Genomic DNA, 13,319 nt, shown 5'->3' on the forward strand with positions numbered 1-13,319 from the left:
GGTACAATGCGTCTTGACGGGCCTTCCCGCATGGTGAAGCGGCCAACCGGGTCAGGTGGGGAACCAAGCAGCCCTAACTGTGGAGCCAGTGCCGGGGTCAGGCTCGTCAACTTCCCTTTCTCACCCTTGAGGAATTCCAGGATTGAGTTTCAAGGCGCTCTCTCGTTGGATTTTCTTGGTGTTGCTGGCGCTTGGCGTTAGCGCGGCCTGCGCACTCGCGGCGCCTGCCGACCCCACCTTCCCCTCACTCCTGCTGTCCGATGCCACCGGCACCAGCCACGACATTGGCACCCATATGGGTTACCTGGTGGACAGCAGCCGCGCGGCCAAGCTGGAACAGGTCAGCCTGCCGGGCCAGGACTGGCAAACCATAGACCGCACCAGCCCCAACTTTGGTTTTACCGACAAGGCCTACTGGTTCCGCTTTGCCATCGACAACCCTGGCGACAAACCGCTGCAGCGGCTGCTGGAGCTGCCCCGCCCCTTCTTGGACGACGTGCGCCTGTTCCACCTGGTCGACGGCCAGGTGCAGACCCGCTACGCGCTGGGTGACGAGCAACCCTTTGCCCAACGCGTGGTGCAACACCAGAATTTTGTGATGCCGCTGACGCTGGCACCTGGCCACCACGAAATTTACCTGCGCCTGGCCTCGAGTGGCACCATCGAGGCGCCCCTGCGCCTGTGGGAGCCCGCCGCGTTTTACGAGGCCGCCGCCCGCGAACACCTGCTGGCCGGCGCCGTGCTGGGCATGCTGGTGGTGATGATTGTTTACAACCTGTTCGTGTTCCTGTCCACGCGCGATGTGAACTACCTCTACTACATCGCCTTTGTGTCCAGCTACCTGTTGTTCTGGGCCACGCTGTGGGGCTACGCTTTTGCCTACCTGTGGCCCAACGAAATCCGCTGGAACAGCGAGGCGGTGCCCGTGTTCATTTCGACGGCCTGCATCTCGGCCTGCCTGTTTGCCAGCAGCTTCCTCAAACTCCAACGCTTCTCCCGGCCCGCCTACCTGTCGGTCAAGGCTCTGGCCTGGGTGAATGCCGCGCTGTTGCTCGCCAGCTTTTACCTGCCCTACCAGCTCGTCATCCGGGTGAACTCGGCCATGATCCTCGTGGTGGCGGTGGTGGCGCTGGGGATTGGCTACTGGCGCTGGTGGAAGGGTGCGCAGTTTGCACGCTTTTACTGCCTGGCCTGGACGTCGGTGTTGGTGGGCGTGTGCGTGCTGACGATTGGCAAGTTCGGCATTCTGCCGGCCAACTTCTGGACCGACAACGCCTCACAAATCGGCATCTTGATGCTGGTGGTGCTGCTCTCGTTCACGCTGGCCGACCGCATCAACACCGACCGCAGCCTGCGCATCGATGCCCAGGCGATTGCCCTGGTCCATGCGCGCAAGGCACGTGAGTCGCAGCGCGCGCTGATGGAGTCCACCGCCCAGGCCAACCGCGAGTTGGAAAGCCGGGTGCGCGACCGCACCGATGAGTTGAATGACGCACTGGCCAAGCTGCAGGTGGTGAACGCGGAGCTGCAACGCCTGTCCCACACCGATGGGTTGACCCAGGTAGGCAACCGCGCCTACTTTGATCTGGCGCTGGCGTCTGAACACAAACGCGCAAGCCGCCTCAAGCAGCCGCTAGCGCTGATGCTGTTTGACATCGACCATTTCAAATCCATCAACGACACCTGGGGCCACCCCGCGGGCGATGCCTGCCTGCGCTACCTGGCCGACTATCTGCGCCAGAAGGTGCAGCGCGCAGGCGATGTGCTGGCGCGCTACGGCGGAGAAGAATTTGTGGTGCTGCTGATCAACAGCACCCTGGGCGATGCGCTGGAACTGGCCGAAGAATTCCGCGAAGACATCGCCGGGCTAGTGATTCCGATTGAGGGGCAAACCCTGCGCATCACCGCCAGCTTTGGTGTGGCCAGTGCCATCCCCGATGCCAGCACCACCCCGCCCACGCTGGTGGCCGATGCCGACAAGGCCCTGTACGAGGCCAAGCACGGTGGGCGCAATTGCGTGCGTGCCGCTGCACCGCGCTTGCCGGTCTGAGCCTGCGGCAACGGGCGGGCGTTAGCCCCGCAAATGGGCCAGCGCGCCCTGCCCGGCTTTGGCGCCGCTGGCAAAGCAGGCTTGCAGCAGGTAGCCACCGGTGGGCGCTTCCCAATCCAGCATCTCGCCGGCACAAAACACGCCGGGCAGCTGGGACAGCATCAACTCCGGCGTCAGCACCTCAAACAACACCCCGCCGGCCGTGCTGATGGCTTCATCCTGCGGGCGCGTGGCCTGCAGGGTGATGGGCAAGGCCTTGATAGCCGCCGCCAGGCGCACCGGGTCATTCACGGCGTCCTTGGGCAGCAGCTCATGCAGGATGGCGGACTTGATGCCATCCAGGTGCAAGCGGCTCTTCAGGTGGCTGGACAGCGACCGGCTGCCGCGCGGGTGGCTGACCTCGGCCAGCACCTTTTCCAGCGGCATGGCGGGCAGCAGGTCCAGATGGAAGGTGGCGCTGCCACTGCGCGAAATTTCATCGCGCAACAGGCTGGACACGGCGTACACCAGACTGCCCTCCACCCCGTCGGCCGTGGCCACAAATTCGCCCTTGCGCTGAAACGTCACGCCCTCCGTGTTGGCAAATGCAATCGCCACGGATTTGAAGGGCTGGCCCGCAAACTTGGTGCGAAAAAATTCACTCCAGCCGCCCTGCACCTCAAAGCCACAGTTGGACGGCTGCAGCGGTGCCACGGTCACGCCCTGCCCCGCCAGCAAAGGCACCCAGGCCCCGTCGGAACCCAAGCGGGCCCAGCTGCCGCCGCCCAGCGCCAGCACCGTGGCTTTGGCGCGCACGGGCTGGCGCCCTTGCGGGGTATCCAGCAGCAGCGTGTGCCCATCCCAACCCACCCAGCGGTGGCGCATGTGAAACTGCACCCCCACGGCACCCGCGTGGGCCGGGTTGCGCAAGCGCTGCAGCCAGGCGCGCAGCAGCGGCGCGGCCTTCATGTCTTTGGGGAACACGCGGCCCGAGGTGCCCACAAAGGTCTCAATGCCCAGGCCCTGCGCCCAGGCGCGCAGGCCGTCTGCATCCAGCCCCTGCAGCAGCGGGGCCATGGCATCGCGTCGCACACCGTAGCGGCTGGCAAAGCGCTCAGCCTCGTCGGAGTGGGTCAGGTTCAGCCCACCCTTGCCGGCCAGCAAAAACTTGCGGCCCACGCTGGGCATGGCGTCAAACAGGTGTGCCGCCACGCTGGCATCGGCCAGCACCTGCGCGGCCATCAGGCCGGCGGGGCCACCGCCAATCACGGCCACCTCTACGTCCAGCACAGGGAGGGTTGAGAGGACGGCGGGCGAGGGATCAGAAACAGTCATTCAAGCAATATCCGGGGTGAGTTCGATCAGACGCCCTTGGGGCGTCAAAAAGGCAGCGCACACGGTCTGGCCGGGATAGGCCAGTTGCACGACACTGCGGTAGGTCAAAAGTTGGGCACGCAGCTCGGCCTGTTCTTGCGGTCGGGCGGTGGACTTGTAGTCCAGTACCCACCAGCTATTGTCGTCGCCCCGCTGCACCAGCCGGTCCATACGCAACACACGGCCCTGGTGCGTGATGGCCACTTCGTTCGCATGCCACTGCAGCGCCTGGGTGTCCCAAGCCCAGGCCCCCTCGCCTTGGAGAATGGCCAGCGCCATCTGGGCCGCGGTCTGGGTCTGCGCTGCGTCCAGTGCAAAGGCTTGTGCAGCACGTGCCAGCTGCTGCTCGGTCCACGGCGCCCACTCCAACAGCCGGTGCATGGCTTGGCCGATGCGGGAATCCAGGCTATCGGGCACCATCTCTGCTACTAAAACAGGAGCTGCTAGCGCAATGGATATGGGGGCTAGAGGCTGATTTGGCAATATTTTTAGCTGTACCACCCCGTGGGAGGCGTCCTGGGCATTCGCCGCGGCCGGCGGCGCGGCGACCGGTGCCTCGGCATATCCCAGAGGCCAGGGTGCCTCGCTGGCATAGGTCTGCAGGCGCTGCCACCAGCTGCCCGGGTTCTCGCGGTGCGGCGCCATGCTGGAGAGCACTAGCGTGGTTTGGGTGCGGGTCAGCGCCACGTAAAGGGCATTGAGTTCTTCGCGGCTGCGTGCCTGCTGCTCGGCGGCCAGCGTGTCAGCCACGCAAGCGGGCGGGCGCGACTCGCTGGCCAAAAACACAAAGCGGCGGGGGTAAGCGTCTTCGCCGGGCCAGTCCACCAGCACGCCCATGGTTTCGGACTTGTTGGGCTCGCCATCGGTGTCCAGCATCAGCACCAGCGGCGCCTCCAGCCCTTTGGCGCCGTGGATGGTTAGCAGGCGCACAGCGCGCGCATCGGCACGCACCGGAGCCGCAATGCCACCGGCGCGCAAGGCACGCACTAGCCCGTAGGCCGTGGTGTAGCGCCCACCGTCCACCTGCAGCACGGCATTGAGCAGCGCCCGCACATTGGCCAGCACGCTGTCGCGCAAGGTGGCGGGCGCCGCCGCGGCAAAGCGCGCCAACACATCACCATCGTCGTACATGGCACTCAGGGCGTCATGCGGCGGCAGCGTATCCAACCACTGCTTCCAGCGCGCCAGCGTGGTACCCAGGGGGCGCAAGGTGGGAGGCAAATCCGCAGCGGTCTGCAAGGTTTCCAGCCAGCCCACGGTGGGGGCGCTGTCATCCACCGCGCGGCGCTGGGCCTGCAAAGCGCGCTGCTGCAGCACCAGGGCCACCAGGTCATCATCACTGGCGCTGAACAGCGGAGACTTCAGAGCGCGCGCCAGCGACAGGTCGTGTTGCGGGGACACCAGCACGTCCAGCAGGGCCACTAGGTCCTGCACTTCGGGTGCGTCACCCAGCTCGTTCTTCTCGGGCTGCTGGGTGGGGATGTGCAGCTGCGCCAGCTCCTGCTGCATCAGCGCCAGGCGTTCGCGTTTTCGCGCCAGCACCATCACGTGTTGCGGCTGCAAGGTGTTGCCAGGCTGCGCCAGTTGCTGCGCCAGCCAGCGTGCGGCCTGGCGGCATTCCAGGGTTTTTCGCGTGTCTTCCACCTCGTGACGGGGCACGGTCAGGCTGTCGCGCCACGTGGCTTCTGGTGCGATTGATTCATCGGCATCACCCACATCGCGCTCCACGCGCGGCAGGCGCAGCACCGTGCCGACTGCTTGCGATTCGGTGCTGTGGTCACGGAACCCATCAAACGCACCCTCGCCCTGCGCCTGCAGCATTACGGCGTTCACCACGCCAATGATGCCGGGCGCATTGCGCCGCGTGTGGTCGCAGCTCAGCAGGTCGCCGCCCAAGCCCTGCACCACGAAGGCCTTGGCCGCACGGAACACCTGCGGCTCGGCGCGGCGAAAGCGGTAAATGCTCTGCTTGGGGTCGCCCACAATGAATACGCTGGGGGCATTGCCCGCCCCCGCGTATGACGACAGCCAGCTGCTGAGGGCCTGCCACTGCAGCGGGTTGGTATCTTGAAACTCGTCAATCAGCAGGTGCCGCACGCGCGCATCCAGCCGCTCTTGCACCCAGCCACTCAATGCTTCATCCGACATCAGCGTGAGCGCGGCACGCTCCAGGTCGCCCATGTCGATCCAGCCGCGCTCGCGCTTGAGCGCCGCATAGTCCTCCAGCAGACCGCGCGCCAGTCGCGCCATGCGTTGCTGGTGCAACCAGGCTTCATGCTGAGCCTGGGCATCCACCACCTGGGCCAGCAGCGCCTGCGCGGCTTGCACCGTGGCGAAGCCGGCCAGCTTGTCGCTGAACTTGCGTGGCGTGCCTTTTTGCGTCATCAGTGCGTCCACCACGCCGGCCAGGTCGCCATCGGTCAGCGCGCGCTCCAGGGCTGACGCCTGCTTGGTCGCTGTGACCAGCGTGCTGGCGCCCAGCGCACGCGCGCTGTCCCACAGCAGCTGTTGCACGGCGGGCTGCGCCAGACGGTCCTGCGGTGCGTCCAGGCCGGTAAAGTCTGGGTACTGCGCCGCGAAGTGGGTGACCGAGGCATCCACCACGCCGTGTGCATCGGCCAATGCAAATTCGGTGCGCTTGTTCAGCGCAGCCTCCAGCGCCTTGTGCGTCTGGTGGCGGCCAAAGGTGGCTACGGCCGCGCGGTAGTCGGCGCTGGCCACGTCGTCCTGCACGATGCGGCTTTGAAAACGCCCCCACACCTGCGCCACGGCTTGGGCATCGTTTTCCAGCAATTCATACTGTGTGGGCAGGCCCATCTGGTGCAACACCGACAGTGGCGCGCTGCGCAACAGCGCGGCAAACCAGCTGTGGAAGGTGCGAATCTGCACCGGCCGCCCGCTGCCCAACAGCTGGGCATGCAGGCCGCGAAGGGTTTGCAGCTGCGCGGCGGTGGGTTCACTCCGCAGGCCGCGCAGGTGCAGAGCCAGACGCAAGGTTGCGTCATCGGCCGCGGCAAATTCGTGCAGCCATTCCTGCAAGCGCTGGCGCATTTCGCCAGCGGCTTTTTTGGTGAAGGTAATCGCCAGAATGTCTTGTGGCGCAGCGCCTTCCAGCAGTGCGCGCACCATGCGCGAGACCAGCATCCAGGTCTTGCCCGCACCCGCGCAGGCCTCCACCGCCACACTGCGGCGTGGGTCGCAGGCAATCTCGTAGAAGCGTTGGCGCTCCACCAACACGCCGTTGTGTTCAAAGGCGGCGGTGCTCATGCGGTGGTCCATCCGTCTTTGCGACACAGGCCGCGCGCCTGGCAAAAGTCGCACGCCACGCCATCGCCCAGAGCCGGCAACGGCTCGCCCTCGGCGATGCGCTGCATATCGTCCAGCATGCCGGCAATCAGGGCGTCCCGCGCATGCACCACCTCGGTCTGCTCGCACAGCACCGTACCGTCGCGCTCGCCCACATTCACATAGGCCGCACGCAGCGTGTCGTGCGGCAGCAGCGCCGCATAGAACGCGATCTGCGTGTCCTCCATCGGGTCTTTCACACGCGATCGCGTCTTCGCCGTGGGCTCGGTCTTGTAGTCCAGCACCATGACAGCGCCGTCTTTCAAGGTGTCAGTACGGTCAATGCGCCCCACCAGCTTGAGATTGCCAATGCGCTGTGTGTGCGAGGTCTCGCCACTCGCAAACACGCCACCCTCCGCCTCGTACTTTTCCAACCACTGCAGATAGCCATCGCGCACCGCAGGCCAGGCCGCGGCAAACGGCAAAAACTCGCCCTGCGGCAAGGCCATGGCGCTGGTCTGCGCATCGGCCATCTGGTCCAGCGACACCGAACGCCCTACGCGCTCAGTCACGGGCTGCGCCGCCAGCGCTTCGTGGAAGCGTTGCAACACCGCATGCAGCCACAGGCCAAAGTCACGTTTGTCCACACCGGCATCCAATTCATCATCCGATTTCAGCCCCAGCTGGCGCAGCGCGAAAAAGCGGTAAGGGCATTGGCGCAAGTCTTCGTAGGCACTGGCGGAGAGCTGCGCTACGGGCACCTGGTCACCATGCGGCATGGGCGGCACCACGGGCACCACCGGCACTGCGCGCACGGCACGTGGCTCATCCGCCCAGGGCAGATCGGGATGGCGCAGTTGCAACAACTGCACCAGAGCGCTCGGCATCAAGACCTCGCCCGTGTCGTCACTGGTGCGCCAGAGCACATCGCACTGCGGCGACTGCAGCGCGAACTGCCAGGACGCGCGCAACTGCGCCTCCAGATCGGCGCGCGCGGGCAAGCCCAGCGCGGCACGCTGCGCCGGCGTCCAACCGCCGGGTGGTTCGGGCGAAGGGTTCAGGCGCACCTCGTCGCAGCCGGCCAACACCACGGCGGCAAACGGACGGGCCAGCATCTGGCTCATGGGCAAGATCACCACCTGCTCTTCATCGGGGTAGTCGGGCTGGAAGCTCGTGCTCTCCAGCGCCTGGTTGACCCAGGCAGTGAATTCGGCCAGGTCCCATTTGCTCTGGGCCCACAGGGCCTCCCCCAGCAATCCGGCCCAGCGTGCCGGGTCTTCGGGCGCCAGGCGCAGGGCCGCCAGTACTTTGGTACCCGCACCGTCCAGCTGCAACTGCTGCCACAGGCCACTGGCTTGCAGCGCTTGTTCCAAAGCGGCCAACCAGCCCTGCAGCGACTTGCGGCCCGCCAGACCACCGCGCCAAGCTTGCACCGTGGCATGGGCCTGCACCAGACCAGCGTCGCGCACCAAGGATGGCGTGGTCGCGGCATCGCGCCAGTCGGGCACCTGATCGCGCCGCAGTGCGCGCTCCAACCCATGCCCCCAGGGCTGGGCTGCGGGCGACTGCTTGAGCCAAGACAGGACCGCATCCGTCGAGGCATTCCACACGGCAGCCCGCAGGCCCGCCATGACCGATGCAGCCGCCAGACTGGTGGAAAGCTTCCATCCGTTCTCATCGCGCATGCGCACGCCAGCGCCTTCCAGCATGGCGCGCACCCGGCGCGTCAGCGCCCGGTCAGACGACACCAACGCCAAGGGAAACCGGTCTTCTGCAATATGGCTCAAAGCACACGCTGCGGTGCGTTGGGCTTCGTCTTCTGCATCCAGGCAGGCGTGCAAAGCCACGGCGGTGGCGTCAGGCTCCACTGCGCCCGTGGCCAATGGCAGCGCGACCAGCTTTTGGTGCCACAGTGGCTGCAAACCCGCGGCCAACGGGTCTGCAGCCAGCCCCTGCACCAGAATCAAGCAGTCCAGCGAAGCCACTGCATGGGCATCAAACAGGGCATCACTGGCATATGCCGAGGCGGCAGCCCACTCCACGGCCACGCGGGCGACCTGCGCCTCCCAGGCCAGGGCCTCGCTTTCCATACCCAGCACGGCCTGAAACCTTGCGGACTGCGCCCAGGCTGCGCGCCCCTGCGGCCCCGCCGCTGCGGCCAAGGGCGCCAGTTGACAGGCCGCCTGCACCAGCAAAGGCGCCAAGTCTTCGCGCCCCGCCATGCCACTGCGCGCCAGCAGGGCTTGCGCGGTCAGGGTATCCATCGCGGCGTCAAACGTAATGTCCAAAGGCCCAGGCGCAAACCCGCCGTTGGCCGCCACCCAGTTCAAGGTGGTTTCAAACCGGGGGGCAAACCCCAAAGGAAAAGTACTGGGCCACAGGCGCTGCGCCAGAGGCAGCAGCTGGGCATAGGGCAGTAGCACCAGCGTGCGGGCCGGGTGGGCGCCCAGACGCTGCATTTCGGCCGCAATACGTGCCAACAGCCCCGTTTCAGGGGCCACCCACAAGGCCATAGCGGGATGTTCTGCCCCATATGCAAAGGCCCTGAGCGCCTTTGGAAAATCGTTTTTGGCTATGCTGGCCATAGGCGCAAAGGCATCGGTGGTGGGCTTGGTTTCTGTCACAATGCCGCAACTTTAGCTGTTATAGCAATCTCCAAAGGAACCACCATGGCCAGCGAGCTCATCAAACACGTTACCGATGCCACATTCGAAGCGGATGTACTGGGTGCGGCACAGCCCATCCTCGTGGACTACTGGGCAGAGTGGTGCGGCCCTTGCAAGATGATCGCCCCCATCCTGGACGAAGTCTCGACCACCTACGAAGGCAAGCTGCAAGTCGCCAAGATGAACGTGGACGAAAACCGCGACATCCCCGCCAAGTTCGGCATCCGCGGCATCCCTACGCTCATGCTGTTCAAAGGCGGCCAATTGGCTGCCACCAAGGTCGGTGCACTGAGCAAGGCCCAGTTGACGGCCTTTATTGATCAGCAACTGGCCTAAAACGGCAAATCTGCAACCCGCAACCGTGACACTGCAGCACGGTTGCGTTTTCCTGTCATAATAAATCCCGTTCACCTGTCCATTCCAAGGCAGGCGCCGATTCCCGGCACAGAACGCAGAGGCGCTTACCCAGTTTTGCCTCTCCCCCATTCCCCCAGATTTTTGTAATTCGCCGAACATCGGTCAACGCCCTTACCGGGACCCACTCCATGCACTTAAACGAACTCAAGGCACTGCACGTGTCTGAAGTCCTCAAGCAAGCCGAAGAACTTGAGATTGAAAACACGGGCCGTATGCGCAAGCAGGAGCTGATGTTCGCGATCATCAAGAAACGGGCGCGTACCGGCGAGCAGATCATTGCGGACGGCGTGCTGGAAATCCTGCCGGACGGTTTTGGCTTTTTGCGCAGCCCCGACACCAGCTACACCGCCAGCACCGACGACATTTACATCAGCCCCAGCCAGGTGCGCCGCTTCAACCTGCACACCGGCGACATGATCGAAGGCGAAGTGCGAACGCCCAAAGACGGTGAGCGCTACTTTGCCCTGAACAAGCTCGACAAGGTCAACGGTGGCCCTCCGGAAGGCAACAAGCACAAGGTCATGTTTGAAAACTTGACTCCGCTGTTCCCCAAGGAGCAGATGAAGCTGGAGCAGGACATCAAGGGCGAAGAGAACATCACCGGTCGCGTGATCGACATCATTGCCCCCATCGGCAAGGGCCAGCGCGCGCTGATCGTGGCCCAGCCCAAGAGCGGCAAGACGGTGATGATGCAGCACATTGCACACGCCATTTCCGCCAACTACCCTGAGAGCTACCTGATGGTTTTGCTCATCGACGAGCGGCCAGAAGAAGTGACGGAAATGCAGCGCACCGTCAAGGGTGAGGTGATTGCCTCCACCTTCGACGAACCGGCTGCCCGCCACGTGCACGTGGCCGAAATGGTGATCGAACGCGCCAAGCGCCTGGTGGAACTGAAAAAAGACGTGGTCATCCTGCTGGACTCCATCACCCGCCTGGCCCGCGCTTATAACAACGTAGTTCCATCCTCTGGCAAGGTCTTGACCGGCGGCGTGGACTCCAACGCCCTACAGCGCCCCAAGCGCTTCCTAGGCGCGGCACGTAACGTGGAAGAAGGCGGTTCACTGACCATCATCGCCACAGCACTGGTCGACACCGGCAGCCGTATGGACGAAGTGATCTTTGAAGAATTCAAGGGTACGGGCAACTCCGAAATCCACCTGGACCGCCGCTTGTATGAAAAGCGTGTGTTCCCCTCGATCCAGCTCAACCGCAGCGGTACCCGCCGCGAAGAATTGCTGCTGCAGCCCGAAATCCTGCAAAAAACCCGCATCCTGCGCCAGTTCCTCTACAACATGGACGAAATCGAGTCCATGGAGATGGTGCTCAAGCAAATGCGTGCCACGAAGAACAACAGCGAGTTCTTCGACATGATGCGTCGGGGCGGATAAGCTATAATCTTGGGTTTAGCGACAAGTACACGGGTTTTGAATTGGGCAGAGGTTTGCCCGAGGGCCTGATGCGGCTAGCGCAACTGATGGAGAAGATATGAAAGAAGGCATTCACCCCAATTACCGCGAAGTGTGCTTCCAGGACATGTCCAACGGCTTCAAGTTCGTGACACGTTCCTGCGCCAACACCAAGGAAATGATCGACATGGAAGACGGCCGTAAACTGCCCCTCTTCAAGCTCGACACGACCAGCGAATCGCACCCCTTCTACACTGGCACACAAAAATCCGTGGATAACATGGGTGGCCGCGTGGAAAAGTTCCGCAACCGCTTTGGCAAGACCGCAGCCAAGTAATCTCTGGTTTCAGGCTTTGGCCTGTTGACCCGCAAGAGGCAGCCCGGAGAACCGAGCTGCCTTTTTTTTGCCTTACTTTGAATCCACCCGCCCGCCTGTGAACCACCCCAATCCCGCCATCGTGGCCCAAGCGGCCGTGCGCCGCCTCCCGCGCTGGCCTCTGGTGCTTTTGTGCCTGGCCTATGTATGTGCCGGCTTTCTCGGCCGCGAAGCGTGGCGCAGTGAGGACATGGCAGCGTTGGGCTACATGGGGGCATTGGCCCAGGGCGTAACAAACTGGATGCAACCAGAACTGCTGGGGCTCGCACCTGACAACGGCGCCCTGCTCCCCTACTGGCTGGGGGCTTGGGCAATCCAGTTGGCACCGTCAGGGGTACCACTGGACTTTGCGGCGCGTGTGCCGTTTGGCCTGTTGATGGCCCTGGCCCTGCTGGCCACCTGGTACGGCACCTACTACTTGGGCCGCAGCCCCTTGGCACAGCCGGTAGCCTTCGCTTTTGGCGGTGAGGCGCTGCCCACCGACTACGCACGTGCCATGGCCGATGCCGGAGTACTGGCCTTTGTGGCCAGTTTGGGTTTGGCCCAGCTGGCGCATGAGACTACGCCGGCGCTCGCCCAATTGGCATTCAGTGCCCTGCTGTTTTACGCCGTAAGCGCCTTGCCGTACCGCAAGGTTGGGCCAGCTGCGGCCATGGCCGTCGGGTTGGTTGGCCTGGCGCTCTCGGGGGCGCCGGCGCTTGCTGTGCTGTTTGGACTGGGTGGTGCCGTGGTGCACTGGCGGGAACAGCCTGAAGAAGGCTCTACCTCAGGCAATTTGCCACAACGCACCTGGGAAAGCCTGGCCATGCTGCTGGCCACCCTGGCTGTTGCCCTCTTGGCCCAACGGCTGAACCTGTGGCGCTGGAAAATTGTGTGGCCCAGCTGGAGCTGGGCGGACTGGAACGGCTACGCCCAGTTGCTGATCTGGTTCACCTGGCCAAGCTGGCCGCTGGCGCTGTGGACGGTGTGGCGTTGGCGCTACCAGTTGTTCACCCTGCGCATGGCACGCCACGTGGCTCTGCCCACCTGGTTTGCACTGGTAACGGTGTTGGCCACGCTGGTGTCCAGCGCGTCCGACCGCACCTTGCTGCTGGCGCTGCCCGCACTGGCTTCACTGGCAGCATTTGCATTGCCCACCCTTAAACGGCAAGTTGCGGCCCTGATTGACTGGTTCACGCTGCTGTTTTTCTCGGGCTGTGGTTTCACCATCTGGGTGGTGTGGATTGCCATGCAAACCGGCGTTCCCCACCAACCTGCCGCCAATGTGGCGCGTCTGGCCCCGGGTTTCGAACCCAACTTTTCCGCTGTGGCACTCGGCTTCGCTGTGGCGGCCACGCTGGCATGGGCGTGGCTAGTGCGCTGGCGCGTGGGGCGCCACCGTGCTGCCATCTGGAAAAGCCTGGTGCTGCCCGCAGGCGGTGCCGCACTGTGCTGGCTGTTGCTGATGACGCTGTGGATGCCGCTGCTGAACTATGCGCAAAGCTACACGCCTCTGGTGCGCAGCACGGCGCAGATCGTGGGCAAGAGCTGTGTGGAGGTGGGCAATGTCAACCCTGCGCACATCGCCGCCCTGCAGTGGTACGGCCACGTGGACTTGCGGAGCCGCAACCCCGCCACATCCTGCCCGTGGATGGTGAGCGAGCCGGGGTTTGACCTGGAAGTCAGCGAACAAATCGACACCACGGTGTGGGCACCCCACACGCTGGTACGCCATCCGGTGGACAAGGGCGAGGCGATCTGGCTGCTGCACCGCCGCTAGAGGT

Annotated in this window: 8 protein-coding genes and 1 other RNA gene; 6 read left to right on the forward strand and 3 right to left on the reverse strand. The window is 64.2% G+C overall.

Annotated features, from left to right (window positions below; genetic code table 11):
• The first annotated feature begins 15 nt into the window (after nt 1-15).
• Nucleotides 16-111, forward strand: an RNA gene (gene ffs / locus AC097R_RS14800) — signal recognition particle sRNA small type.
• 31 nt (nt 112-142) lie between these two features.
• Entirely contained in the window at nt 143-2,050 is a 1,908-nt protein-coding gene (locus tag AC097R_RS14805) for a sensor domain-containing diguanylate cyclase (RefSeq protein WP_479598895.1), read from the forward strand.
• Nucleotides 2,051-2,071: 21 nt separating this feature from the next.
• Here AC097R_RS14805 and AC097R_RS14810 read toward each other — a convergent pair whose 3' ends face one another.
• The 3 genes from AC097R_RS14810 to AC097R_RS14820 are packed head-to-tail and all read right to left on the reverse strand — an operon-like array spanning nt 2,072 to nt 9,201.
• Nucleotides 2,072-3,364: a TIGR03862 family flavoprotein gene (locus AC097R_RS14810; RefSeq protein ID WP_479598896.1), complete on the reverse strand. Its 1,293-nt coding sequence runs from the start codon at nt 3,362-3,364 to the stop codon at nt 2,072-2,074.
• Nucleotides 3,365-6,670, reverse strand: a complete 3,306-nt coding sequence (locus AC097R_RS14815; RefSeq protein ID WP_479598897.1) for a UvrD-helicase domain-containing protein — start codon at nt 6,668-6,670, stop codon at nt 3,365-3,367.
• The gene (locus AC097R_RS14820; protein ID WP_479598898.1) at nt 6,667-9,201 is read right to left on the reverse strand and encodes a PD-(D/E)XK nuclease family protein; all 2,535 of its coding nucleotides are present in this window, start codon (nt 9,199-9,201) and stop codon (nt 6,667-6,669) included. Before AC097R_RS14820 ends, AC097R_RS14815 begins: the two co-directional genes overlap by 4 nt.
• A gap of 156 nt (nt 9,202-9,357) precedes the next feature.
• Between AC097R_RS14820 and trxA the strand changes: the two genes are divergently transcribed.
• The 4 genes from trxA to AC097R_RS14840 all read left to right on the forward strand — a co-directional run bounded on the left by trxA (nt 9,358) and on the right by AC097R_RS14840 (nt 13,315).
• Nucleotides 9,358-9,690, forward strand: coding sequence for a thioredoxin TrxA (trxA, locus tag AC097R_RS14825; protein WP_310342054.1), 333 nt, complete (start codon nt 9,358-9,360; stop codon nt 9,688-9,690).
• Between the two features lie 209 nt (nt 9,691-9,899).
• Nucleotides 9,900-11,162, forward strand: a complete 1,263-nt coding sequence (gene rho / locus AC097R_RS14830) for a transcription termination factor Rho (protein WP_479598899.1) — start codon at nt 9,900-9,902, stop codon at nt 11,160-11,162.
• 97 nt (nt 11,163-11,259) lie between these two features.
• On the forward strand, nt 11,260-11,517 hold the full coding sequence (locus AC097R_RS14835) for a type B 50S ribosomal protein L31 (protein WP_138516054.1): 258 nt from the start codon (nt 11,260-11,262) through the stop codon (nt 11,515-11,517).
• A 97-nt stretch (nt 11,518-11,614) separates the two neighbouring features.
• Nucleotides 11,615-13,315 carry a hypothetical protein gene (locus tag AC097R_RS14840; RefSeq protein WP_479598900.1) on the forward strand — a complete coding sequence of 567 codons (1,701 nt, stop codon included), beginning with the start codon at nt 11,615-11,617 and terminating at the stop codon, nt 13,313-13,315.
• Nucleotides 13,316-13,319 lie beyond the last annotated feature (4 nt).

It is taken from the genome of Rhodoferax sp. ZS1R25 (genome assembly GCF_056521335.1).